Source organism: Pseudoalteromonas sp. JSTW (assembly GCF_013423925.1).
Taxonomy (GTDB): domain Bacteria; phylum Pseudomonadota; class Gammaproteobacteria; order Enterobacterales; family Alteromonadaceae; genus Pseudoalteromonas; species Pseudoalteromonas lipolytica.
Window position 1 is genome coordinate 295,001 of sequence record NZ_CP058972.1, and the last position, 24,022, is coordinate 319,022.

25 protein-coding genes and 2 rRNA genes (1 of these 27 only partly in view) are annotated in these 24,022 nt (G+C 41.7%); 21 read left to right on the forward strand and 6 right to left on the reverse strand.

Features of this window, described 5'->3' with window-relative positions:
• The 3 genes from GZH31_RS01425 to GZH31_RS01435 all read left to right on the forward strand — a co-directional run.
• Positions 1-267 (forward strand): 23S ribosomal RNA (locus GZH31_RS01425) (it extends 2,619 nt beyond the left edge of the window).
• A gap of 188 nt (positions 268-455) precedes the next feature.
• Positions 456-570: ribosomal RNA gene (gene rrf, locus GZH31_RS01430) — 5S ribosomal RNA — on the forward strand.
• Positions 571-857: 287 nt separating this feature from the next.
• Positions 858-1,878 (forward strand): IS630 family transposase gene (locus tag GZH31_RS01435; protein WP_374027195.1). Its coding sequence is split into 2 segments (ribosomal slippage): positions 858-1,310 and positions 1,312-1,878, totalling 1,020 coding nucleotides; the frame shifts between segments, so codons are not numbered across the junction.
• 523 nt (positions 1,879-2,401) lie between these two features.
• Here GZH31_RS01435 and GZH31_RS01440 read toward each other — a convergent pair.
• From GZH31_RS01440 to hslR, 3 genes are all read right to left on the reverse strand, one after another.
• Positions 2,402-3,940 carry a phosphoenolpyruvate carboxykinase gene (locus tag GZH31_RS01440; RefSeq protein ID WP_036974522.1) on the reverse strand — a complete coding sequence of 513 codons (1,539 nt, stop codon included), beginning with the start codon at positions 3,938-3,940 and terminating at the stop codon, positions 2,402-2,404.
• A gap of 265 nt (positions 3,941-4,205) precedes the next feature.
• Entirely contained in the window at positions 4,206-5,051 is an 846-nt protein-coding gene (gene hslO / locus GZH31_RS01445; RefSeq protein ID WP_075593180.1) for an Hsp33 family molecular chaperone HslO, read from the reverse strand.
• 12 nt (positions 5,052-5,063) lie between these two features.
• Entirely contained in the window at positions 5,064-5,486 is a 423-nt protein-coding gene (hslR, locus tag GZH31_RS01450; protein ID WP_371915632.1) for a ribosome-associated heat shock protein Hsp15, read from the reverse strand.
• Between the two features lie 206 nt (positions 5,487-5,692).
• Between hslR and gspC the strand changes: the two genes are divergently transcribed.
• From gspC to GZH31_RS01515, 13 genes are all read left to right on the forward strand, one after another.
• The gene (gspC, locus tag GZH31_RS01455; RefSeq protein ID WP_036974516.1) at positions 5,693-6,637 is read left to right on the forward strand and encodes a type II secretion system protein GspC; all 945 of its coding nucleotides are present in this window, start codon (positions 5,693-5,695) and stop codon (positions 6,635-6,637) included.
• A 22-nt stretch (positions 6,638-6,659) separates the two neighbouring features.
• Positions 6,660-8,723, forward strand: coding sequence for a type II secretion system secretin GspD (gene gspD, locus GZH31_RS01460; protein WP_036974515.1), 2,064 nt, complete (start codon positions 6,660-6,662; stop codon positions 8,721-8,723).
• The gene (gene gspE / locus GZH31_RS01465; RefSeq protein ID WP_036974514.1) at positions 8,716-10,281 is read left to right on the forward strand and encodes a type II secretion system ATPase GspE; all 1,566 of its coding nucleotides are present in this window, start codon (positions 8,716-8,718) and stop codon (positions 10,279-10,281) included. Before gspD ends, gspE begins: the two co-directional genes overlap by 8 nt.
• A 2-nt stretch (positions 10,282-10,283) precedes the next feature.
• Positions 10,284-11,519, forward strand: coding sequence for a type II secretion system inner membrane protein GspF (gene gspF / locus GZH31_RS01470; protein ID WP_036974513.1), 1,236 nt, complete (start codon positions 10,284-10,286; stop codon positions 11,517-11,519).
• 75 nt (positions 11,520-11,594) lie between these two features.
• The gene (gene gspG / locus GZH31_RS01475) at positions 11,595-12,017 is read left to right on the forward strand and encodes a type II secretion system major pseudopilin GspG (protein ID WP_036974512.1); all 423 of its coding nucleotides are present in this window, start codon (positions 11,595-11,597) and stop codon (positions 12,015-12,017) included.
• Between the two features lie 52 nt (positions 12,018-12,069).
• Entirely contained in the window at positions 12,070-12,669 is a 600-nt protein-coding gene (locus tag GZH31_RS01480) for a prepilin-type N-terminal cleavage/methylation domain-containing protein (protein ID WP_180311321.1), read from the forward strand.
• Entirely contained in the window at positions 12,669-13,043 is a 375-nt protein-coding gene (gspI, locus tag GZH31_RS01485; protein ID WP_036974508.1) for a type II secretion system minor pseudopilin GspI, read from the forward strand. Before GZH31_RS01480 ends, gspI begins: the two co-directional genes overlap by 1 nt.
• A complete protein-coding gene (gene gspJ, locus GZH31_RS01490; protein WP_074989849.1) occupies positions 13,043-13,660 on the forward strand; it encodes a type II secretion system minor pseudopilin GspJ in 618 nt (205 codons plus the stop codon). Before gspI ends, gspJ begins: the two co-directional genes overlap by 1 nt.
• On the forward strand, positions 13,657-14,649 hold the full coding sequence (gene gspK / locus GZH31_RS01495) for a type II secretion system minor pseudopilin GspK (protein ID WP_074989848.1): 993 nt from the start codon (positions 13,657-13,659) through the stop codon (positions 14,647-14,649). The genes gspJ and gspK overlap by 4 nt, the downstream gene beginning before the upstream one ends.
• Complete coding sequence (gspL, locus tag GZH31_RS01500; RefSeq protein WP_180311322.1) at positions 14,646-15,857, forward strand: type II secretion system protein GspL; 1,212 nt, start codon at positions 14,646-14,648, stop codon at positions 15,855-15,857. Before gspK ends, gspL begins: the two co-directional genes overlap by 4 nt.
• Positions 15,854-16,327: a type II secretion system protein GspM gene (gene gspM, locus GZH31_RS01505; RefSeq protein ID WP_036974499.1), complete on the forward strand. Its 474-nt coding sequence runs from the start codon at positions 15,854-15,856 to the stop codon at positions 16,325-16,327. Before gspL ends, gspM begins: the two co-directional genes overlap by 4 nt.
• A 3-nt stretch (positions 16,328-16,330) precedes the next feature.
• On the forward strand, positions 16,331-17,089 hold the full coding sequence (locus GZH31_RS01510; RefSeq protein WP_074989847.1) for a type II secretion system protein N: 759 nt from the start codon (positions 16,331-16,333) through the stop codon (positions 17,087-17,089).
• 23 nt (positions 17,090-17,112) lie between these two features.
• Positions 17,113-17,727 (forward strand): UPF0149 family protein, encoded by a 615-nt coding sequence (locus GZH31_RS01515; protein ID WP_180311323.1) that lies wholly within the window; start codon positions 17,113-17,115, stop codon positions 17,725-17,727.
• Here GZH31_RS01515 and GZH31_RS01520 read toward each other — a convergent pair.
• Entirely contained in the window at positions 17,724-17,927 is a 204-nt protein-coding gene (locus tag GZH31_RS01520; RefSeq protein WP_036974494.1) for a hypothetical protein, read from the reverse strand. The genes GZH31_RS01515 and GZH31_RS01520 overlap by 4 nt on opposite strands.
• On the reverse strand, positions 17,927-18,286 hold the full coding sequence (locus GZH31_RS01525; protein WP_074989845.1) for a hypothetical protein: 360 nt from the start codon (positions 18,284-18,286) through the stop codon (positions 17,927-17,929). The genes GZH31_RS01520 and GZH31_RS01525 overlap by 1 nt, the downstream gene beginning before the upstream one ends.
• A gap of 281 nt (positions 18,287-18,567) precedes the next feature.
• On the opposite strand from GZH31_RS01525, the gene ccoG reads away from it, so the two are divergent.
• The 5 genes from ccoG (at position 18,568) to GZH31_RS01550 (ending at position 22,868) form a co-directional block, all read left to right on the forward strand.
• Positions 18,568-19,998, forward strand: a complete 1,431-nt coding sequence (gene ccoG, locus GZH31_RS01530; RefSeq protein WP_036974491.1) for a cytochrome c oxidase accessory protein CcoG — start codon at positions 18,568-18,570, stop codon at positions 19,996-19,998.
• Positions 19,999-20,064: 66 nt separating this feature from the next.
• Positions 20,065-21,039, forward strand: a complete 975-nt coding sequence (locus tag GZH31_RS01535) for a serine/threonine protein kinase (RefSeq protein WP_036974489.1) — start codon at positions 20,065-20,067, stop codon at positions 21,037-21,039.
• 32 nt (positions 21,040-21,071) lie between these two features.
• Positions 21,072-21,695, forward strand: a complete 624-nt coding sequence (locus GZH31_RS01540; protein WP_036974487.1) for a thiol:disulfide interchange protein DsbA/DsbL — start codon at positions 21,072-21,074, stop codon at positions 21,693-21,695.
• A gap of 19 nt (positions 21,696-21,714) precedes the next feature.
• Positions 21,715-22,353, forward strand: a complete 639-nt coding sequence (locus GZH31_RS01545; protein WP_074989844.1) for a thiol:disulfide interchange protein DsbA/DsbL — start codon at positions 21,715-21,717, stop codon at positions 22,351-22,353.
• A gap of 59 nt (positions 22,354-22,412) precedes the next feature.
• The gene (locus GZH31_RS01550) at positions 22,413-22,868 is read left to right on the forward strand and encodes a DUF523 domain-containing protein (RefSeq protein WP_036974523.1); all 456 of its coding nucleotides are present in this window, start codon (positions 22,413-22,415) and stop codon (positions 22,866-22,868) included.
• A gap of 1 nt (position 22,869) precedes the next feature.
• Here GZH31_RS01550 and trmA read toward each other — a convergent pair whose 3' ends face one another.
• On the reverse strand, positions 22,870-23,967 hold the full coding sequence (trmA, locus tag GZH31_RS01555; RefSeq protein ID WP_074989843.1) for a tRNA (uridine(54)-C5)-methyltransferase TrmA: 1,098 nt from the start codon (positions 23,965-23,967) through the stop codon (positions 22,870-22,872).
• Between the last annotated feature and the right edge of the window lie 55 nt (positions 23,968-24,022).

A 24,022-nucleotide genomic window follows, 5' to 3' on the forward strand; every position in this document is an offset into this window, starting at 1 on the left:
GAGAGGGGTTGCTCCTAGTACGAGAGGACCGGAGTGAACGAACCGCTGGTGTTCGGGTTGTCATGCCAATGGCATTGCCCGGTAGCTACGTTCGGAACTGATAAGCGCTGAAAGCATCTAAGCGCGAAGCAGGCCTCGAGATGAGTTCTCACTAGACTTTTAAAGTCTCTGAAGGGCCGTTGAAGACTACAACGTTGATAGGCAGGATGTGGAAGTGGTGTGAGCCATTAAGCTAACCTGTACTAATTACCCGTGAGGCTTAACCATACAACGCCAAACGCGTTTTATGACAGCGTAACAGACAGAAGTTAGTATACTAAAGTAGATTTTACGATTATCAGATTTCCGAATTTTATGTAGGGTGAACCGCAGCGCTTAATGCGAAATCAGTTCACCTTGCGCAAAGGACTCGTAAGCGCGATGCGCTTTGTCGAGAATCCTTTCCACGCATTTTGCTTGGTGACAATAGCGTTTTGGACCCACCTGACCCCATGCCGAACTCAGTAGTGAAACGAAACAGCGCCGATGATAGTGTGGCATTTGCCATGTGAAAGTAGGACATCGCCAGGCTCCTAATTAGAGAAACCCGATTCAAAAGAGTCGGGTTTTTTGTTGCCTGTAGAAAAATAAAATACCCAACCAAGACCCCTACGACCTATATCTTTGTAAGCATCGTGTGGCATTGACCATGTGAAAGTAGGACATCCTACTGCGTAGCGCACCATGGCTCCTAATTAGAGAAACCCGTTGCAGCAATGCAGCGGGTTTTTTGCGTTCAGGGCTAATACCATTCCGCTTAAATATCTGATCTAATATAGGCTATATAAAATCACCGGTTAATAACATTGAACCAAAACATAGCTGAACAGCTTTTAGCGCTTTCACGAAAAGAACCAAATGCACGAAAACGCATACGATTACTCGCAGTGTCATTATTTTATGAGGGGAATAGCAGAACTGATATTGCAAAACGTCTTAACATAGCACGAAGTAGTGTTAATAAATGGGTTTCTAGTTACCTAGAACAGGGGCTGTATGGCTTAGACAATAAGCCTATACAAGGGCGTCCATCTAGATTACAACAGTCACAACTTGAGCAACTGTCTGAATTTATAAAACGCACGAACACAGAACTTCAAGGTGGCCGGCTTACCGGTGAAGACATTGTGCATTACATTAGCACTGAATTTGGTGTTCATTATCACTTAAATCATACTTATAAAATACTCAAGCAGCTTGGCTTTAGTTGGATCACAAGCCGTTCGAAACACCCTAAACACTCATTAAAAAGCCAAGAAGCTTTTAAAAAACTTCCAACTGGAAACGATCCTTCACACACCCGGACACCTTCCACTTGACCGTATCGACGTATGGTTTCAGGACGAAGCACGATTTGGCCAGCAAAATCCGACTACGCGCATTTGGGCTGAAACAGGCACTCGGCCACGGATAGTAAAACAACAGCAGTTTGACTATGGATATTTATTTGGTGCGGTATGTCCTGCCACAGGCCAAACAGAAGCGCTAGTAAGCCCATTCGTCAATAAAGAAGCAATGACGCAGCACCTGAGTCAGATATCACAAGCTACACCAGTTGGCAGACATGCTGTCGTGATAATAGATGGCGCAGGCTGGCACACATACGATACAGCCGCAGAATTTAACAACCTCACGCTAATAAAGCTCCCTCCTTATTCACCAGAGTTAAACCCAATAGAGCAAGTATGGAGCTGGATACGACAACACTGTTTATCCAATAGAGTGTTTTCGGGTTATGACGAAATTGTTGATGAAGTTTCAAAAGCATGGAATCACTTTATTTCAATACCGGAGCGAGTGATGAAGATGTGTAATCGGGAATGGATAAAGTTGATTTAACCTTTATGCGGAATGGTATAAATCGTCCAGTACCATACAGAGATAAAAGGCGCATAAGCGCAAGGTGAAGAGATGTAGGAGGTATTTGAGTGCCGAAAGTGTCTGATATGCCCTTCACACATAACCACTGACGTTCACGGCTAAAGCCGTTCCTACGCTTCTTAATCACGATGTTCAATCACGGTTCTAACGTTGTTTAATCATGATGACAAGATTGGAGGGCTCTAAAATGGGCTGCTTCACTTTACGCTAACCTAATTAGTGCGTAGTAGGAGGTACTTGAGTGCCGAAAGTGTCTGATTATGCCCTTCATATATAACCACAGACATTCACGGCTACGCTTGTTAATCACGATCTATTGATCAATGTAGGTGAGGAGTGCCGCCTCTAAAATGGATTACTTCAGCTCACGCTATCCGTCTCTCATTAATAACTAACAGCATCACATTGAGCTAGACGAATTACAGCGCAAATAAAAACGCCAGCATGATGCTGGCGTTTAGTATTTAGGAAGGCTTATAAATTAAGCTTTTGGACCTGCAGATTTGATTGCTTCCGAAACATCGTATTTCGCGAAGTTTTCAGTGAAGTCAGATGCAAGTTTGTTTGCATATTCTGCGTATTTTTCTTTGTCTTCCCATGTGTTGATTGGGTTAAGAAGCTTGCTATCAACACCAGGTACAGCAACAGGGACGTCTAGGTTTAATACGTCGATGTGTTGCGTTTCAACATCTGACAACTTACCTGAAACAATAGCGTCAACTACTGCACGTGTTGTTGGGATGTCAAAGCGTTTACCTGTACCGTAAGGACCACCAGTCCAACCTGTGTTTACTAGGAATACTTTAGCGCCAAATTCACGTACACGCTTCATAAGAAGCTCTGCGTATACACCCGCAGGACGAGGGAAGAAAGGCGCACCAAAACACGTTGAGAATGTTGATTCGATATCGCTAGTTGAACCGATTTCAGTTGAACCTACTTTTGCAGTGTAACCACTTAGGAAGTGATATGCTGCTGCTTCTTCTGTTAACACTGATACAGGTGGTAATACACCACTCACGTCGCATGTTAAGAAAACAACGGCTTTTGGCTCACCGGCACGGTTTTCAACTTTACGTTTTTCTACGTGCTCTAGTGGGTAAGCTGCACGGCTATTTTGAGTTAAACTTGTGTCATGGAAATCCGGTACGCGGTTTTCATCAAGTACTACGTTTTCTAAGATAGTACCAAAACGGATTGCATTCCAAATAACGGGTTCGTTCTTTTGTGAAAGGTCGATACATTTAGCGTAGCAACCGCCTTCGATATTAAATACGCTACCAGGCGCCCAACCATGCTCGTCATCACCGATAAGGAAACGTGTCGGATCCGCAGATAGTGTTGTTTTACCAGTGCCAGATAAACCGAAGAACAATGCTGTGTCACCTGCTTCACCTACGTTAGCTGAACAGTGCATTGGTAATACACCTTTCGCAGGTAATAGGAAGTTCTGTACAGAGAACATTGATTTTTTCATTTCACCGGCATAACGCATACCAGCCAATAGCACTTTGCGTTGTGCAAAGTTAATGATTACTGTGCCATCGCTATTTGTGCCATCACGTTCAGGGTCACAAACAAATGAAGGAACATTCATTACCTGCCACTGAGGTAAATCAGATGCATTATAAGTTTCAGGTTCGATAAACATGTTTTTGGCAAAAATGTGATGCCATGCAGTTTCTGTTGTTACAACGACTGGTAAATAGTGCTCAGGATCAGCGCCAACTTCTAGGTGAGAGATGAAGTGGTCGTTGCTTTGTACATGAGCTTCTACACGAGCCCATAACGCATCAAACTTGTCTGCATCGAATGGGCGGTTTACGTTACCCCATTGGATTTCGTTTTCAGTGCTTGGCTCTTGAACAATAAAACGGTCTTTTGGAGAACGGCCAGTACGACGACCAGTGTTAGCAACAAATGCACCATTAGCGGCTAAAGTCCCTTCGCCACGACGAATCGCGTGTTCGACTAGTTCAGCTGCAGTAAGATCGACAAAACGAGTAGCGTTTGCAGTCATGTTTATACCTAAATTGTGTGAGATTGAACGGGATAGCTCTGGGGTTCTTGTTTTCCCTTAAGCTGAAATAATAGTAACAGAAGGATTAGGGATATTCGAGTGTCTGAAGGGGCTAAAAACACATATATTTGGTAAAAAACATGAATAATTTCAATGATACCGGTGTCATAAAATGGGGCTTTTTCATGACACCGGTATCATAAAAATTAAGAAAAAAGCCGCAACAAATGCGGCTTTTAATATAATAATACTATTAAGTGGTCATTTAGTTAAAAATTGCTTTAATATCTTGCTCGTTAAAAACGTAATCTTTTAAGCAATAATGACAGCTAATTTTAACTTCACCTTTTTCTTTTACATCATCTAATAATGCATCTTGACCAATATTGACTAATGCTGCAATTGTCTTGTCTCTGCTACAGCCACAACGGAAATTGATACTTTGTGGTTCGAACAATTGAGGGTTATCTTCATGGTACAGACGAGTAAGAACAGTATTAGCATCAAGATTAAGTAACTCTTCATCTTTAATGGTATTACTGATTGCTTCAAGGTGAGTGAAGTCTTCTACTGACTTATCTTTATTTACCGGTAAAACTTGTAAGAATAAGCCGGCTGCTTTTGCTGAGCCTGCGGTGATTTCAGTCGCAAACCAAAGACGGGTTTTCAATTGTTCTGATTGCTCAAAGTAGCTTTCGAGGCATTTATCTAAGGTGTCGTGTTCAAGCGGAACAATACCTTGATAACGCTCACCTTTTGTTGGCGTTATCGTGATAACCATATAACCGTTACCAATCAAGTCTTTAATAGTACTACCTTGAACTTCACCTTGCAGGCGAGCAATACCACGCATATTTTGCTTATCATCACCATTAATAACAGCATATTTCACAGGGCCATCACCTTGTAGCTGTACGGCAATTTCACCTTCAAACTTTAAGGTGGCTGTTAATAAGCAAGTTGCAACAAGCAACTCACCTAAGAGTGCCTGAACAGGAGCTGGGTAATTATGGTTGGCGATCATCTCTTGATAGGTGTTTTCAATTTGTACGAGTTCACCACGTACATCGAGTTGATCAAATATATAACGATGAAGTAAATCTTGTTGCATGTGTTACATTACCTAACTTGATTTCATTTTTAACAGTTCACGTCTTTGCTTTTTATCAGGCTTTCTATCAGGATGTGGAGCAAAGAAGCTGTTATTCTTTCTTGCGATTGCATTTGCTTCGCGCTTTTCAATACTTGCTTGAGTTTCTTGGTATAAGGTCTGTGCAATGGGGGCACTTTGACGTTTATCAAGGACCTTCACTATTGTCACTACCTTTTCGTCGACTCCTTGCAGCAGTTTTATGACTGCGCCCACCTCGACGATTTTACTGGGCTTTGTTCGTTGACCATTATAATGCACTTTACCGCCTTGCACCATGTCTCGCGCAACAGAGCGGGTTTTATAGAAACGGGCAGCCCATAACCATTTATCAAGGCGGACGTTTAATTCGTCTTGACTGTTTTTTGACTGCTGAGTGTTACCTTTTGACACAATTGTGCTCTTTTAAAGCTGCTAGAGTATAGGCAAAATTTACCATGAAACTTAATCATAAAGAAACAGTCAAAGTTTTTCCTTGCTACCCCTGTTAGTCGAAACGACCTTGTTTACAAAGTTTAATATACGTGTGCTTGTTGAATGAAAAATGAAAAGGTACTATAGGCCTGCTATAAAGCAGTAAATTAAAATAAGAAATAGAATATATGGATCAACACTTACAACAAGTTAGACAGTTTTTAAACGGCTTACCTCATGCCAAGCTAAGTGCATTAGTTGTGCTGTTAGTTGTTGTTTATATTGCCTTTTTATCCTCGAAGTTGTTCTGGTTGTTGTGGCCTGAACCTGATACAAAAGCACTACCCGCAAGTCGAACAACGATGACTGCGAAACGCATCGAAACAGTCAATTCACGACAAATTCTTGAACAACATTTATTCGGTAAAGTGGTTGTTGAAGCTAAAAAACCTGCCGCAAAGCAAACGCAAGTTATTAACAATGCCCCTGAAACTCGTTTAAGTATTAATCTAACGGGTATCGTGGCTGTTAGCCAAAACGATCAAGCTGGTTTGGCTATAATAGAGTCTCAAGGAAAACAAGAAACGTATGTTGTTGATGATGTAATTCAAGGCACTCGAGCGAAGCTCGCACAAGTCTTACCTGATCGTGTTATTTTGGATGTAAGTGGTCGCTTTGAAACATTAATGCTTGATGGACTCGATTTTACAAAAACAGTTTCTATGCCTGTTTTGGCTGAGCAACAAGAGCCAGAATTAGAAGAAGGTCCTCAGGATATCGATGCGGACAATGAAATCAATGCGACTGAAGACCAAGAAGTCAAAGAAGCGATTATTGAAACGCGTGAAGAAGTATTAAACGACCCTGGTAAATTATTCGACTACATTCGTGTATCGCAAGCGATGGTCGACGGTGAACTGGTGGGTTATCGCTTAAGCCCAGGTAAAGACCCGGCATTATTTAAGCAGATGGGATTAATGAATAATGATTTAGCCATTGCGATTAATGGCTATCAATTAAATGATTTAAAACAGGCAATGTCAGCAATAAACGAATTACGTAATAGTACTGACGCAAGTATCACTATCGAGCGTGATGGTGAGCAAATTGATGTGCAATTTAGCCTGCAATAATTAGCTTTGGAGTTTTTATAGAATGGTTCACGCGCTACACCTCACAAAAATCAAAAAAGGGTTAGCTAAGTATGCAGCGCTTTTTTTATTAACAGGATTATCGCTCTCAGTTTCGGCTGTTGAGTATGCTGCAAACTTTAAAGGCACCGATATTAATGAGTTCATTAATATTGTGGGTAAAAATCTCAATAAAACAGTGATCATCGATCCGAACGTGCGCGGCAAAGTTAATGTGCGCAGTTATGAGTTAATGGATGAGAAGCTGTACTATCAATTTTTCTTAAATGTATTAGAAGTATACGGTTATTCAGCTGTTGAGATGGATAACGGCATTCTTAAAATTGAGAAAAGCTCTGACGCTAAAAAATCGAACGTCCCTTTAGTGACGGAAGATAACCAAGCCAGTGGCGATATGATGGTCACGCGCGTTGTGCGAGTTAAGAATGTTAGCGTACAAGAGTTAGGTCCGTTAGTTCGTCAGTTTAGCGATCAAAAAGACGGGGGGCATGTTGCTAACTTCAACGCCGCTAACGTAATGATGCTTACCGGCCACGCTGCCTCTGTAAATCGTTTAGTTGAAATCATCCGTTCAGTTGACCAAGCCGGTGATAAGCGAGTTGATATTGTTCAACTTAAGTTTGCTACAGCGGATGATGTTGTCTCTGTTGTTGACAATATTTATAAAGATAGTGGTAAAGGCAGCATCCCTGAATTTTTGATTCCGAAAGTGGTTGCCGATGGTCGTACTAACAGTGTGATTGTCAGTGGTGAGGCGCAGGCCCGTACGCGTGCTGTTGAGTTAATCAGCCGCTTAGACGGTGAACTTGAGAATCAAGGTAATACCAAGGTCATTTACTTAAATTATGCAAAAGCAGAAGATTTAGTAAAAGTATTGCAAGGTGTGAGTAAAACACTCGCTGAAGATGGCCAAGGTGGCGCAACGAAAGCTCGTTCACGCAGTCAGAACGAAACAAGTATAGAAGCGCACCCTGATTCAAACTCGTTGGTTATTACAGCCCAGCCAGATACGATGCGCTCACTTGAGCAAGTTATTGAGCGCTTAGATATTCGTCGCGCACAGGTGCTAGTTGAGGCAATTATTGTTGAGGTTCTTGAGGCCGATGGCATTAACTTTGGTTTGCAATGGATTTCAGAGCAAGGCGGAATGATGCAGTTTAACAACGGCACAACAGTGCCTGTTGGCTCATTGGCTGTTGCGGCAGAGCAAGCACGTGATAAAACGATTCAAGGGACGGTTGTTGGTACAGAAACCGGTAATGTTACAAATACCTCAGAGACACAGGAAGGTGACTTAGGGCCACTTGGTGCGTTACTCGGTGGTATTAACGGTCTTGCAATGGGTATTGTGAAAAATGACTGGGGTGCGATTATCCAAGCCGTTTCAACAGATACCAATTCAAATATTCTTGCAACGCCCTCTGTCACCACCATGGATAACGAAGAAGCGTCGATGATCGTTGGTCAAGAAGTGCCAATTATCACTGGGTCACAAACGGGTTCAAATAACTCTAACCCATTCCAAACGGTTGAGCGTCAAGAAGTGGGTGTGAAACTCAAAGTAACACCACAAATTAATGATGGCTCGGCGGTTCAGTTAACGATTGAGCAAGAAGTCTCTGGCGTAAGTGGTGCAACTTCAGTCGATATCTCAGTGAATAAGCGTGCGATTAAAACCACCGTTATGGCCGATGATGGTGGCATGGTCGTGTTAGGCGGTTTAATTGATGAAGACGTACAAGAAAGTGTCTCGAAAGTTCCATTGTTAGGTGACATTCCTATTTTAGGGCACTTATTCCGTTCAACCAGTACCAGTAAGCGCAAGCGTAACTTAATTGTATTTATTCGTCCGACGATTGTTCGTGATGGTATGAGCATGAATAAGTTAAGTCATTCAAAATATAACTTCATCCGTGGTGAGCAGCATAAACAAAAAGAAGATGGGATTGATTTAATGCCATTAACTGATATGCCAATCTTACCAGAATGGAATGATGCGTTGGTATTACCGCCAACGTATGAAGAATACCTGAAACAACAAAACGCAGATGATCGTAAAGATGACTGATGCAATTACAGAGATTAATGACGAGTTAGCGCAGAGTGCGTCTATTGACCATGATGAGCTCTTAACAAGTGATGATCTTGTTAGCTTGCCTGCAAAGCGCTTACCGTTTTCATATGCGCGTCGTGCTGGTGTCTTGCTAAGTAAAAATGGTGATAATTGGACTGTTTTTTATCGCGGCGAATTAGACGTAACGGCTTTACTTGAAGTACGTCGTATTGCGGGACGTGGTTTTTCACTCGAGCAGTTGCCAGACGACAAATTTGAGCTGTTACTTGAGGCTTCTTATCAACGCGATAGTTCTGAAACACAGCAAATGATGGAAGATATTGGCAACGAAGTTGACTTATTTTCTTTAGCGGATGAACTACCGCAAACAGAAGACTTACTCGCAGGGGATGATGACGCACCTATTATTAAACTCATTAATGCCATGCTCAGTGAGGCAATTAAAGAGGGTGCTTCAGATATTCACATTGAAACCTTTGAGCAAGAGTTAGTAATTCGCTTTAGGGTAGACGGTGTCTTAAAAGAAGTTTTAAAACCAAATCGTAAACTTGCATCCTTACTCGTGTCACGTATTAAGGTTATGGCAAAGCTCGATATTGCAGAAAAGCGTATTCCACAAGATGGGCGTATAAGTTTACGTATTGCTGGACGTGCTGTTGATGTGCGTGTATCAACGATGCCATCAAGTTTTGGTGAGCGTGTTGTACTGCGTTTACTTGATAAAAATAATGCGCGCTTAAATCTTGAAGATTTGGGGATGACCGAGCGAAATCGCGAATTGTTCGCTGATCTCATCAGTAAGCCTCACGGTATTATTTTGGTAACTGGTCCCACAGGTTCTGGTAAAAGTACCACTTTGTATGCGGGGATGAGTCAAATAAACTCACGTGACCGTAATATTTTGACGGTTGAAGACCCGATTGAGTACGAAATACCGGGGATTGGTCAAACACAAGTAAACACCAAAGTAGATATGACCTTTGCGCGGGGATTGCGTGCAATTTTACGTCAAGACCCTGATGTCGTCATGGTGGGGGAGATCCGAGACCTTGAAACCGCACAAATCGGTGTGCAAGCGTCGTTAACGGGTCACTTAGTAATGTCGACTTTACATACCAATACTGCTGCGGGTGCGATTACCCGTATGGAAGATATGGGAGTAGAACCTTTCCTGTTGTCTTCTTCTTTGCTGGGTGTGTTATCACAACGTCTAGTGCGTACTTTATGCAATAGCTGTAAAGAAGGGCATGTGGCCGACGAGCGGGAGTGCCAGTTACTAGGCGTTAACCCTGCTGAGCCACCAACGATTTACCGTGCTGTAGGCTGTGAAGAGTGTAACTTTAATGGTTATCGTGGCCGTACGGGGATTCATGAATTACTGGTTGTTGATGAGGCTATTCGTGAAATGATCCACAGCGGTAAAGGCGAACAAAGTGTTGAAAAGTACATTCGTACTCGTAGCCCAAGTATTCGTCAAGATGGCTGTAGCCGTGTGTTGGCAGGCCGTACAACCTTAGAAGAAGTCTTGCGTGTAACGCGTGAGGAAGGTTAATTATGGCTGCATTTGAGTACCGCGCCCTGGATGGTAAAGGTAAAGAGAAAAAAGGCATTCTTGAAGCCGATACGGTAAAGCAAATACGTCAAACATTACGTGACCAAGGCCTGATGCCTTTAGAGGTTGTCGCTGCAGCAGAGGGTGAAAAGCAAGTTAAAGGGGCTAAAAAGTCATTATTTAGCGGTTTTTTCAAACCAAAAATATCGACCTCAGATTTAGCGCTGATTACTCGTCAACTTGCCACCTTAATTCAGTCAGCATTACCTGTCGAAGGGGCGGTAATGGCCGTCGCTGAGCAATGTGAAAAACCGCGTTTAAAACGTATGCTCATGTCTGTACGCTCAAAAGTTGTTGAAGGCTACACACTCGCAGATGGTATGAGTGAGTTTCCGCATGTATTTGATGATTTATATCGTGCCATGGTGGCTGCCGGTGAAAAATCGGGCCACTTAGATCAAGTATTAAATCGTTTAGCTGATTACACGGAACAACGTCAGCATATGCGTAGTCAAATAACACAAGCGATGGTATATCCAATCATTCTTGTTGTGTTTGCTATCGCAATTGTTTCAGTGTTATTGGGCACGGTGGTTCCCAAAATATTAAAAACATTCGAAAAGTCAAAACAAGTACTTCCTTGGACGACAGAGTGGGTTATGGCAGCCAGTAACTTTGTACAAAATTATTGGTTTATTAGTTTAATAATTATCACTGCACTCTCAGTGGGAATTAAGCATGCACTCAAACGACCAAAAATTCGTTACTGGTTTGATGAAAAAGTACTTTACTTGCCTGGTATAGGTAAAGTCGCGAGAGGGGTGAATACCGCTCGATTCGCACGCACGTTAAGTATTTTATCTTCAAGCTCCGTTCCCTTACTCGAAGGTATGCGTATCTCTGGTGGGGTATTGGTTAATGAGAAAATGAAAAAATCGGTGCAAGATGCGGCCACCCGAGTCAGTGAAGGGGCGAGCCTTCGTGCTGCTTTACAACAAACGAAACTTTTTCCACCTATGATGCTGCACATGATCGCAAGTGGCGAAAAGTCAGGTGAACTTGAGCAAATGCTTGAGCGAGCAGCAAATAACCAAGATCGTGAGTTTGAAAGCATGGTCAACGTGTCTTTAAAACTTTTAGAGCCAGCGATGATTGCATCAATGGCGGTCATTGTCTTGTTTATTGTTATGGCAATACTGCAGCCAATTATGGCAATGAATAAGGCAGTAGGACTTTAAATTAGGGAACGGTAGAGCAACAGCCAGTAGCTGTCGCTTTATAATAAATTATTGAAGAAAATTAGAGGTATTTTTGTGAACAAACAGTCAGGTTTCTCATTATTAGAAGTCATGGTGGTACTGGTTATCATCGGTATGATTATGTCAATTGTGGCACCAAACATTATGGGCCAACAAGAAGAGGCAGCGATCGACAAAGCACACCTAGATATTCAACAAATTGAAGATGCGTTAAGCCTTTATAAGCTGAAGAATAAAGCCTATCCAACCACAGAACAGGGTCTAGAAGCGCTTGTTACTAAAACGAGCATCGAGCCGGTTCCAAAACGTTTTCCAGATGGTGGTTTTATTGAAAAGTTACCTGAAGATCCATGGGGCAACCCGTACCAACTAATTAGCCCAGGAGAAATTGGTAAAATTGATATTTTTTCAATGGGTCCAGATGGCGAAGCTGGCACCGATGATGACATCGGTAACTGGGATGAAGAAAAGCAATAATGCGTAAACTCAGCCAGATGTTTACCTTTTATACACATCAAGGCTTACTATTATGGTAAGCCTTAATCGTTTACGTTTGGCTAGGTGTGCTAAGCACGCAAAAGGTTTTAGCCTCATCGAAATATTAATGGTGCTTGTGGTGATAGGGTTTGTCACTAAAATGGTGGCCTACAGTTTTGATGGTGGTGCAGAAGAAAAATTAGAAAAACAAGCGCTCAGATTACACACCACGATTAATATGGCATCTGAATTTGCCATCTTAAATCAGGTCGAGTTAGGCTTTCATTTAGATCAAAATGTATTTGAATTTTTAGTGTTTGATGGTGAAAAGTGGGTCACCTTCGATCGTGAAAAATTGTTTGCGCCTATTAAAGTAGACGAAGATTTTAAATTAACCTTGAATCTCGAAGATTTGGCATGGGCACAAGATAACTTACTTGAGCAATCGAACTGGCGTGAATTGATGAGCGGCGGTGACGAAGATAGTTTATTAGAACTTAAAAAGTTAAAGATTCCACAGGTACTGATCCTTTCTTCAGGAGAAGTCAGTGCTTTTCAGTTAGTGTATGAGCTGAAAGAGGAGCGTGAACCGCAGTATTTTATCGAAGGCGAGTTCATGGCTCCTGTTAAACTTCGTATGGAGCCAGAGTAATGACTAAGTCAGCGGGTTTCACTTTACTTGAAGTCATGGTCGCTTTGGCTATTTGTGCCATGGCGGGTATTGCTGCAATGCAGGCAACGGGTGAACACATCAATCACTTGTCGACGATTGAAGAGCAAACATATGCATCATGGGTTGCTGAAAATGTCATAGTTGAGCAGCGAACAAAAGGTGATAAGTGGGCGGGCAAAAATGGCACTAAAGGCAGTGAAACACTGGCTGGTTATGAGTGGTATTGGCGTCAAGATGTCGTTGCTACGGCAGATAAAAGCTTCGTGAAAGTCACTATTAATGTGTTTGCTGACGAAAAACTAGAATACCCCATTTATGAACTTGTTACTTATTTAAACAAAGGTGACAAGTAGTGAAGCAACGCGGGTTTACCTTACTTGAAGTTATCGTCGCAATGGGCATTTTAGCGTTTGTGGTGTTATCGACTCATCAAATCTTAGAATCAACCACCAAGGCTAAAGAAGCCTCGGATGAGACAATCGCAGAGCTCAATGGCTTTCAAACGGTATTTCGTCTTATGGACCAAGACTTTAGCCAAATGACGAAACGTCAAGTACGCAATGAGGCGGGAGACTTTCAAGAAGGTTACATTCTTGCTGGGCGTTATGTATTTGACAGTCAATATGATGGCATTGGTTTTGTGCGTGATGGGTGGATTAATCCAATAAACTTGCTGCCGCGCTCTGAGTTACAAGCTGTTGGTTATCGTGTTATCGATGATAACCTAGAGCGCATATACCGAGTATATGTTGATCAGCTCGATAATATGGAACCGCGTTCGCAAGTTATTCTAGAAGATATTGAAGATCTGAAGTTTGAATTTCTTGATGATAAAGACGAATGGCAAGAACAGTGGCAAGCCGCTGCATTACCGAAGGCTGTTGCCGTGACCATTCAAAAAATAGAACAAGAGCCTATTCGCAGAGTCTTTTTAGTGCCCGGTGAAGGTGTAGTGAGTACTCAGCCATGATGATTAAACGTTCTCAAGGTGCCGCACTTGTTATTGTTTTATTTATTGTCGCATTAGCCGCTATGCTAGCGGTCGAAATGAGTGCAAACCTGATGGTGCAAGTGCAGCGTAGTACTAATATACAAAGTCATCAGCAAGCTAAGTGGTATGCTTTTGCTGCTGAAGAATTAGCGATTAAAGCGATTAAACAAACTAAAAAAGATGACCCTGATAAAATTCATCTAGGGCAAGTCTGGGCGCAGCAAGGTGGGGTTCCTTACCCTGTTGATAATGGCACGTTAAGTGGCACGATTACGGATTTGCAAGCGTGCTTGAACTTAAATGCTTTACGCACAAAACCTGTGCAACAAACCGGCTCGGCTAATAAAACGAACCCAGCGCACAAAGCATTGTTAGCTTTACTTGAGAATATTGAAGACTTACCCGCAGATGAGTCTGAAGAGGCAATGGCTGACAGCGTCTATGACTGGCTCGATGAAGACAGTATTACTTATCGCTCAGGTGCAGAAGAAGATGAGTACTTATCACGTAAGTATCCCTACATGACTGCAAACAGCTTTTTTGCTTCAACATCAGAGTTGCGTTTAGTTAAAGGCTTCAATCCATTAGTGATGGAAAAAGTATTGCCCTTTGTGTGTGTGATACCAGACAGTGAACTTTTAGCGATTAATGTAAATACCTTGCCTAATGAAAGTGCCATTATTCTAAGCTCGCTTATTGATGGCCTCAGTTTATCAGGCGCAGAAAGTGTATTATCGTCTCGCCCTGAAGAGGGATTTGATGATATGAACGCATTTTTTGAACAAGTTAATCAACAAGGCGCACAAAACGTCGAAGCTGTTAAAGACTTGTTCACCATCAACAGTGATTATTTTAAACTACAAACGCAAGCTGAATTTGCAGAGTTGCGTTTTTCGATGACCACCTTACTCCATGCCAATAATGGTAAAGTAACGATACTGGCGCGAAAATTTGGAGGCGTACAGTGACAGAAATATTGTTGATCCGTGCGGGTCAAACATTACAAGATAGCCTTAGTTGGCTAATTTACTCACCGACAGAACAAGAAATAATTGCGAGCGGCGAAATCGCCAGTGCAGCACAATTAGGTGAGTTAACTGAAAAAGCACAAACCCGTGAAGTGGTTGCTCTTTTACCGAGTGATCAAATTCAGCTAAAAACAGTTGAATTGCCGACTAAATGGAGTCGTAAATTAGAGCAGGCATTGCCCTATATACTTGAAGAAGATATCGCGTGTGATGTCGACGACCTATTTATTGCGATTGCTGAGCCTACACTCATAGATGAAAAGCATGCGGTTAATATCGCCATGACCGATCGTGAGTGGTTTGAGCAGTGGCTTGCTACATTCAATGAGCATGATATTGAAGTATTTAAAGTGTTACCTGACGCGTTATTACTTCCTCGAGTCGACAATGAAAATACCCTGCGTACCGTTGAGCTCAATGGCCAATGGTTATGTAAATTAGGTCACTGGCATATTGCAGCTGTTGAAACAGACTGGCTAGATGGTTATTTGACCGCAATGGGCCACCCAGATGTTGCGCATTTTAGTCCAGCCACTGGGTTCCCTGAATCAGTTAATCTTGAGGCAAAAACGGAGCTGTATGATTTACCGCTCGCTTTATTTGCGAAGCAACTCCCTGAAATTAGTTTTAATCTACGCCAAGGTGTATATCAATTAAAGAAAAAGTCAGCCATTTGGTGGGGATACTGGCAAAAAGCCGCTATTGCCGCAGGGGTTGCATTGGTATGCAGTGTGGGGGTTAAGTCCCTTGAGTTATATAAACTAAATACTCAACTTGAGAAAACGAAGTCACAAGTTGTGACTAACTATCAGCGCGCTTTTCCTAATAAAAAAGTACGTCCACAGTTGATTCGTAGTCAAATTCGTAATGAACTCGCATTGCTCGATAGCGGAAGTACCGCTGGTTTCTTAGATTTGACTAATGACTTAGTAACTATTTTTAGTGAAGTAAAAGACTTCACGCCAGAAACTTTGCGTTATGACCAAGGCCGCAACGAGTTACGTATTCGTGCACGTGGTAAAGATTTCCAATCGTTTGGAAAAGTAAAAGCAATTTTAGAACAGCGAGGCTTAACGGTTGATCAAGGCTCACTAAATAATGATGGTGATTTTGTCGTCGGTGAAATTAAGTTGCGAGGTGCGGCATGAAAAACCAATTAATTAGTTACTGGCGTTCATTAAAAGAGCAAGAACAACAACTTGTTGTCGTCGCTGGGGTAATTTTTGTTATTTTTATCCTTGTGATGGGAATCTTTAGGCCGTTAAATGCGGCGATTGAAAAAGCAGAACAAGACACGATAAAACAACAAGAATTGCTGGCATGGGTTGATGAGAGCATTGTTAAGTTAAAGGCCAGTGGCAGTGCACGAGTAGCGAATGACCGCAGCTTAAGTCAAATTGTGAATAGCACGCGAAATCGTTATCAGATCACCATCAGTAAAATGCAACCGAATGATAATTCACTGCGTTTAACTATCGATTCTGTCGAGTTTAACAAGTTGGTTGAGTGGCTTGATGAATTAGTTAATTCACAAGGTGTACTGATTGAAAACTTAGACATTAGTAAAGACGATAAGTCTGGTTTTGTTCGTGTCAGTCGTTTGGTACTAGAGAAGTAGACGATGAAAAGAATTATTTTATTAGTCACAGTATTTGTGATGTGTTTTTTGGTGTTTACGCTTATAAAAACACCCGCTGCAATTGCACTAGATTTAGCTGCACCGCATTTACCAAAACAATTGCAACTAGGCAAAGCCAGTGGTTCGCTTTGGGATGGTCGCATAATGCAGGTACGTTTTGATGGTGAGCAACTTAATAATGTACGGTGGAAGTTATCTGGCTGGTCATTGTTGACGGGCAAACTCGTTGGTACAGTGCGCTTTGGTGATCCGCGTGATAAAACAGATATTTCGGGCCATGCTGATTTTTCGTATGGGTTGTTCAATCAAGCTGTTTTGGTAAAAAATACCACACTACGTTTGAGCGTTGAGCGTGCGATGGCGCGCTTAAAACTGCCATTGCCAATTAGTGCACAAGGGCGTGTGATTGTTGATCTCGATGAGTTCAGCTCTGGTCAGCCGTATTGTGAAACATTAATGGGTGAGATTGCCAGTCCCAATATCGATGTTCAAGGACTTAATGGCTGGTTTAGTGTTGGCCCACTGAGCGGCCGTCTTAGTTGTAAATCAGGCGATATAGCTGTCTTGGTTGACCCTGAAAATCGCTTAGGTCTTGAGGCTGATGCTGTACTAAAAGCCAATTTAGATTTTAAAGTGGCAGGGTATATAAAACCAGAAGCCAGTCTACCAAAAGAAGTGCATGACGCTGCGAAGTTTTTAGGGCGTCCAGATAGCGAAGGACGCTATCCACTTAATTTATAAACACGACTTTAATTGAAGGCATTATGCAAATTCCTGAGTTTTCAAAAGAGCAAAGCGCCTTATTAGCAGGCTTTCTTGCTGAGCAAAAAGACGCGCTATCGTTAGCACAAACACACGGTTATTTATTTGCCGTTATTTGTGCGCCCGAGCCATTGGATGTTCATCAGTGGCTTGAGCAAGTTGTCCCTGGTTGTGATGGGCAAATGGATGAGCAGGTATTGTTTGCATTTATGGCGCTATATCAGCAAATCAGTGAACACGTATTTGAAACCGGATACAGCTTACCCGTAAGTTTGCAATTTAATTCTGCTCAGCAGCCGTACCTTGATATGCAAGAGTGTCAGCATTGGAGCCAAGGCTTTATGCTTGGGGCGCAGGGCTATATTGCTAAATTGTTAGCTGCGCCACAACTAGCGAGTGAATTAAAAGAAGCACTTGAGACAGCACAGCAAAGTTTGTGTTTCTTTATACTCGACTCAGCTGATATAGCATCGATTGCCAATCAGCATGGTTTAACCGAAGGGCTGTTATGTCAACAGCAGTATGAAGTGATGAATGAGTTTGCAGCAGGCTTTGCTGAGTTAATCGAAGCCGTTGCAGTAAATAGCCAGCTTTATAATGATGAAGGCTGGGGCTAAGCAAGCTCTAACACAATATCTGTGCAGCCTTTTGCACAACGAACAATGCCTTTGCCAGGCTGTTCAGTCTGTAGGTTTAAGGTAAGGACTCCTTTGCATGTTTCACAATGCATAGTGTGTCCTTTTGCCAACTTTTTTAGCATATTGCGCTGTTTAGCAAATGAATCGCTGGTTTTTTTATTAAGCGCAGAAAAATCCATTATTTATTTAACCTTTCTTCAAGTGCATCCGAAACAATATTACAAACACGCTCTAGGCGTTCACCATAGAAATATAAGTTAATATCTTTTTCACGACAATAATGTAAATGAAAGATTTGCAGTTTATCGTCATTCAAAAAAGCCTCTTCGACGTACTCACGCTCTGAACTCGATAAATTAAGCTGTGACTTAATCGTGTTCTTCGCCATATTCGCGGCGGGGCTGCGGTTAACTTGGCTAAAATCTGAAAGTACGTTCACCCCATCACCTAACAACCGTTCTCTGGGTTCTTTGATCAAAGGGTGATCAATCGTGAACAATGCTAAAATAATAAGTACTAAAATGATAAATTTTTTCATAGCACACAGAACTTTGATCTAAATAAAGAAGGAATTGGGACAAGTTTAATAAAATGGCTGATTTAAAAGCAAGAATATACGATGAAATAATTAAAAAGTTCATATTTTAGATCATTCCCTGAAATTTTTGAGAGATTGAGTATAATACTTTCGATAGGTTGGAAATTTCAGAAAACTCTGAACGAAATGAGATGCATTCTAATTTGTCGTATTGGCTTTATAACCTATTTAACTGCAAACATCAGTTTGAGTTTATTTCCTAGTGGCGTTGAGGAATTTTGATGGATAAACAAATTAAGGTTAAAAACATCCCAACGGAAGTAAAAATCCAAAAACCGGAAAACGCTTCCCATGATGATAGATTTAATCCACGCAATCGAATTTATGTAAGAGCAGTAACAGGCTTGCATCAGCTGTTAAGGCGACGAATTGGTTTCGTTGGCATGCTTGCATTTATGCTTTTACCTTGGATTAACTTCCACGGACAGCAAGCTGTGCTGTTCGATTTAGTAGGCCAAAAGTTTAATATCTTCGGCCTCACTCTGTGGCCACAAGATTTAACCATTCTTGCGTTTATTCTTATGCTTGCAGCTTTTGCGCTGTTCCTCGTCACCACATTTTATGGCCGAGTCTGGTGTGGTTACACATGTCCGCAAACTGTATGGACATTTATTTTTATTTGGTTCGAAGAAAAGTTTGAAGGCACTGCAAACCAGCGTAAGAAGTTAGATCAACGCCCCATGGACTTTGATAAGTTTTGGCGTAAAACGGCAAAACACAGCAGCTGGTGGCTGTTTTCACTGTATACAGCGTTTACCTTTGTTGGCTACTTTACACCTATACGCCAGCTACTTCCGGATGTTTTTACTTTGGATGCCACAGCCTATTCTTATGGGTGTATCGCATTGTTTGCTGTGTGTACATACGGCAATGCAGGGTGGATGCGTGAAATTATGTGTTTACATATCTGTCCTTATTCGCGTTTTCAGTCGGCCATGTTTGATAAAGACACCTTTACAGTAAGTTATGATGAATCTCGTGGCGAAAATCGTGGTCCTCGTTCACGTAAACAAGATCCGAAAGAGTTAGGACTCGGTGACTGTATCGATTGTAACTTATGCGTACAGGTGTGCCCGACAGGGATAGATATTCGCAACGGTTTGCAATATGAATGTATCAACTGTGGTGCTTGTATTGATGCTTGCGATGGTGTAATGGATAAAATGAATTACCCACGTGGGCTCATTTCATATACCACAGAGCGAAACTTAGAAACCCCTGAAAATAAAACGCATGCTTTGCGACCTAAATTGATTGGTTATCTTGTTATCCTTGTTGTGTTAACCGGGGCTCTCGTGGCAAATATTGCCATGCGTAAACCAATGGAGCTTGATATTATCCGCGACCGTAATCAGCTATACCGAGTTGACTTCAATGGCTTGGTTGAAAACACCTACACACTTAAAGTGATTAACAAAGCGCAATACGAGCAAACGTTTAATATTACAGTGGAAGGCTTAAATAACTTTGAATATATAGGCAAACAAACATTCACTGTGCCCTCAGGTGAATCTTATAACGTGCCCTTGTCATTAGTGGTTGATCCGTACGATTTGAAAAAGCCGATGACAAAATTCGAGTTTATACTTTCGGTGGAGGGGCAGCCTGATATTCAGATTTCGCAGCCTAGTAACTTCTTTAAGGCGCAATAATTCAGTACACTGAGCAAATACAATAAAAAGCGGGGTTTTCCCGCTTTTTTTATATAATGGGACACTATGAGTAAATTTAGCTTTGTTGACCTCACACCCGATTCAATTTTAGACGCAGTTGAAAGTATTGGGATCTATGCTGAGTCAGGATTACTTGCTTTAAACAGCTATGAAAATCGCGTTTATCAGTTTAAAGCAGAAGACGGTTACCGATACGTTGTAAAATTCTATCGTCCTGAGCGTTGGAGCAAAGAACAAATATTAGAAGAGCATGCGTTTGCTTTTGAACTTGCTGATGCAGAAGTTCCCGTCGTTGCGCCCGTAGTAAAGGACGGGAAAAGCCTCTTTGAGCATGACGGCTATTTATTTGCGTTATTTCCCAGTGTGGGCGGGCGTATTTTCGAAGTTGATAACTTAGATCAACTCGATGTGTTAGGCCGTTTAATTGGTCGTATGCATCAAGTTGCAAAAGCATCTTCATTTAATCATCGCCCAGTGATCAGTTGTGAAGAGTACCTTCAGACAGCTAAAGTTCAGTTACAAGCAAGTAACTTGATGCCAACGTCATTAGAAAATGCTTTTTATACGATTTTGGATTTGGTTATTAAAGAAACCACAGCCCAATATAAAAATGTAGAGACAATTCGATTACATGGTGACTGCCATGCGGGCAATATTTTGTGGGCGGGTGATGCACTGATGTTTGTTGACCTCGATGACAGCAGACAAGGTCCTGCAATTCAAGACTTATGGATGATGCTCAGTGGCGATCGTAACAATCAACTGTTACAGTTAGACACCTTGGTAGCAGCGTATGAAGAGTTTTGTGATTTTGACCACAGCCAGCTGAAATTAATTGAGCCATTACGCGCGATGCGCATGGTGCATTACATGGGGTGGTTAGCAAAACGTTGGGATGATCCTGCATTCCCACGGAACTTTTCATGGTTCGCAGAAGACAAATACTGGGAGCAGCAAATACTCGCGTTAAAAGAACAGCTTGCAGCGCTACAAGAACCACCGTTAAAATTATTACCATAAATTTTTAAAAGATAAGTAAAGACGAGAAAACAATGTTCAAAAAATTAAAATTAAGTCTACTCATTCTATGTTTACCTTTTGCAGCACTGGCAGCTGACTTTGAAGCAGGTAATCAATACGAAGTACTAAACACTAAAAAGAGTGCTACACCACAAGTAACTGAGTTTTTCTCATTTTACTGTCCACACTGTTTTAAGTTTGAACCAGTGGCGAAAGCACTGGCCTCAACGCTGCCTGAAGGCACTGAGTTTGTTAAGAATCACGTTAACTTTTTAGGTGGTGTATCGAAACAAACACAAAGTAACCTAAGTTATGCTTACCTAATTGCAAAGCAACATGGTAAAGGTGAGCAAGTGGCCGACCAAATTTTTCACAGCATTCATATTCAACGTGCACCGCTGCAAAATATTAAAGACGTGAAAGCATTATTGGCGACAAATGGTATTAGCGGCGATGTGTTTGACTCTGAAATTGCTAGCATGCCTGTGATCAGTGCAGAAAAAGCGATGCAAGACAAACAGAATAAATACTCAGAGATGGGGGCGTTAACGGGTGTGCCGACCTTTATCGTGAATGATAAATATAAAATTAATATAAATACCATCAAGAGCCAAGAGCAGCTTGATGCGTTAGTAAAGTTTTTATTAGAACAATAATTTTTGGAGTGATTGAATAATGATCAAATTAGTTAAAGCTGCATTTGTGGCCGTGACGCTAGGTTTAGTTGCCACAGCGAGTGCGGCGCAATACGAAGAAGGTAAGCATTATGAAACAATTGATGCGCGAGCTTCTAAAAAGCCTGAAGTGACCGAGTTTTTTTCATTCTACTGTCCTCACTGTAATACCTTCGAGCCAATTGTTGCTGAGCTTAAGCCAATGCTTAAAGACGGCGTTAAATTTAAAAAGAATCACGTTAATTTTGTTGGTCCTCGTGATCCTGAGATCCAAACAGTGCTTGCGCAAGGTTATGCAACAGCAACAGTACTCCCAAATAGCGATGCGTTAGTTGGTGCAATTTTTGACCACATTCATGGTAAACGTGCGCGTATTAATGAGCTTGCAGATATGAAAGATATTTTCGTATCGCAAGGTGTAACCGCTGAAGATTTTGAAAAGTACTACAACAGTTTTTCAGTACGTACGATAGCAGCGAAAATGAAACGCGACCAAGAGTACTATCAACAAAAAGGAGCCTTAAAAGGCGTACCAACCTTTATTGTGAATGGTAAGTATCGTTTAATCTTAGGTGCAGACTCAGGTATTACCGATGCAAAAAGCATGGCTGAGCTAATTAATTACTTAGCAGCTAAGTAAGAGACTCGAAAATATTATGTAAAAGCTCCGCTCGCGGAGCTTTTTTGTTTGGTGAAGAAATGAAAAAACTTTTAGTGTCGAGTTGTTTACTAGGAAAGCCGGTACGCTATGACGGTCAATCACAAAACTTATTACATCCTGGATTAGAGTCACTGAAGCAGCAAGGGCGTATTGTGTCTTTTTGTCCTGAGGTTGCGGGTGGTCTACCTACACCAAGAGCGCCTGCTGAAATTAGCCAGGGTAGAGTATTAACACAGGATGCGCATGACGTCACCGCAGAGTTTAAAGCGGGTGCACAGCAAGCATTACGCGTATGCAAAGAACAAGGGATTCGGTTCGCACTACTCAAAGAGTCTAGTCCGTCATGTGGACGTAATTATATTTATGATGGAAGTCACACAGGGCAAAAGATTCGAGGAATGGGTTTAACTGCAAAGTTACTTAGTGACAATAATATACAGGTGTTCAGTGAACAACAATTGCCAGCGCTATTGGCTGCGCTGGCAAAAGTTTAAGTTATTTACGCTGTAAAAAGACGCCAGACTCAATATGATGTGTATAGGGGAATTGGTCAAAAATCGCAAAACGTTTCACTTCGTGTGTTTTGCAAAGGTGATCAAGATCTCGTTCTAATGTCTCGGGATTACAAGAGATATAGATAATGTTGTCGTAGTTCGCCACCAAATCACAGGTAAGAGTATCCATCCCCGCTCGAGGAGGGTCGACTAAAATTGTTTGGCAGTTATAGCTGTTTAGATCAATACCGTCTAAACGTGAAAAAGTACGTTCGCCTTTCATGGCTTGTGTAAACTCTTCACTCGACATACGAATGATATCTAAATTATCGACTTTGTTTTGAGCAATATTGTACTGCGCAGAATAAACCGATGACTTTGAGATCTCAGTCGCAAGCACTCGGTTAAATGAACCGGCTAGTGCAATTGAAAAGTTACCATTACCACAATACAGCTCTAGCAAATCATTATTAAGGGGCTCACACAACGCTTGTGCCCACTCCAGCATTTTAATGTTTACTTTTGCGTTTGGTTGAGTAAAGCTATTTTCTACTTGCTGATAAATGAGTTCTTTACCATTTACGTTTAATCGTTCAACGACATAGTCGTTCCCAATCACTTCTTTTTGCTTACGTGCACGACCAATAAAGTCGATTTTAAACTGGCTGCTTAATTTTGCTTTAAGCTCTTTAATCGCAATTAGCCATTCATCGTTTAAAGGTTTGTGGTAAAGCAAACTAACAAGAATTTCACCACTTAAGCTAGAGAGGTAATCAATCTGGAATAACTTGCGGCGAAGTACCTCACACCCTTTTAAGTTTTCAATCATCACCTGCATCACTTCGCCAACGAGTGGCGCGGCGGGATCAAATTCATCAACGCGAATTTTCTCTTTGCTTTGCTGATCAAACATAATGTGGAATAAATCGTCGCCCTCATGCCACACTCTAAACTCTGCACGTTGACGGTAGTGAATTGGATCAGAGCTGAACACTTCTAATGTGTTTACACCAAAGCGCCTAAACTGTGACGTGATGCGCTGCTCTTTCTCACTCAATTGTGCATCATATTGAGTTGTATCAATTTTTATAACCGCCATGGCTGATTACCTTTTATCTCTTAGCTATTTGTCGGCGCTATTGTAGGGAGCAGAG

Bases quoted from the DNA above. Each gene is read 5' to 3' on its own strand.
- GZH31_RS01440 (WP_036974522.1), bottom strand. From the start codon at position 3,940: ATGACTGCAAACGCTACTCGTTTTGTCGATCTTACTGCAGCTGAACTA.
- hslO (WP_075593180.1), bottom strand. From the start codon at position 5,051: ATGCAACAAGATTTACTTCATCGTTATATATTTGATCAACTCGATGTA.
- gspC (WP_036974516.1), top strand. From the start codon at position 5,693: ATGGATCAACACTTACAACAAGTTAGACAGTTTTTAAACGGCTTACCT.
- gspD (WP_036974515.1), top strand. From the start codon at position 6,660: ATGGTTCACGCGCTACACCTCACAAAAATCAAAAAAGGGTTAGCTAAG.
- gspE (WP_036974514.1), top strand. From the start codon at position 8,716: ATGACTGATGCAATTACAGAGATTAATGACGAGTTAGCGCAGAGTGCG.
- gspF (WP_036974513.1), top strand. From the start codon at position 10,284: ATGGCTGCATTTGAGTACCGCGCCCTGGATGGTAAAGGTAAAGAGAAA.
- GZH31_RS01480 (WP_180311321.1), top strand. From the start codon at position 12,070: ATGGTAAGCCTTAATCGTTTACGTTTGGCTAGGTGTGCTAAGCACGCA.
- gspI (WP_036974508.1), top strand. From the start codon at position 12,669: ATGACTAAGTCAGCGGGTTTCACTTTACTTGAAGTCATGGTCGCTTTG.
- gspK (WP_074989848.1), top strand. From the start codon at position 13,657: ATGATGATTAAACGTTCTCAAGGTGCCGCACTTGTTATTGTTTTATTT.
- gspM (WP_036974499.1), top strand. From the start codon at position 15,854: ATGAAAAACCAATTAATTAGTTACTGGCGTTCATTAAAAGAGCAAGAA.
- GZH31_RS01510 (WP_074989847.1), top strand. From the start codon at position 16,331: ATGAAAAGAATTATTTTATTAGTCACAGTATTTGTGATGTGTTTTTTG.
- GZH31_RS01515 (WP_180311323.1), top strand. From the start codon at position 17,113: ATGCAAATTCCTGAGTTTTCAAAAGAGCAAAGCGCCTTATTAGCAGGC.
- GZH31_RS01520 (WP_036974494.1), bottom strand. From the start codon at position 17,927: ATGGATTTTTCTGCGCTTAATAAAAAAACCAGCGATTCATTTGCTAAA.
- GZH31_RS01525 (WP_074989845.1), bottom strand. From the start codon at position 18,286: ATGAAAAAATTTATCATTTTAGTACTTATTATTTTAGCATTGTTCACG.
- ccoG (WP_036974491.1), top strand. From the start codon at position 18,568: ATGGATAAACAAATTAAGGTTAAAAACATCCCAACGGAAGTAAAAATC.
- GZH31_RS01535 (WP_036974489.1), top strand. From the start codon at position 20,065: ATGAGTAAATTTAGCTTTGTTGACCTCACACCCGATTCAATTTTAGAC.
- GZH31_RS01540 (WP_036974487.1), top strand. From the start codon at position 21,072: ATGTTCAAAAAATTAAAATTAAGTCTACTCATTCTATGTTTACCTTTT.
- GZH31_RS01545 (WP_074989844.1), top strand. From the start codon at position 21,715: ATGATCAAATTAGTTAAAGCTGCATTTGTGGCCGTGACGCTAGGTTTA.
- GZH31_RS01550 (WP_036974523.1), top strand. From the start codon at position 22,413: ATGAAAAAACTTTTAGTGTCGAGTTGTTTACTAGGAAAGCCGGTACGC.
- trmA (WP_074989843.1), bottom strand. From the start codon at position 23,967: ATGGCGGTTATAAAAATTGATACAACTCAATATGATGCACAATTGAGT.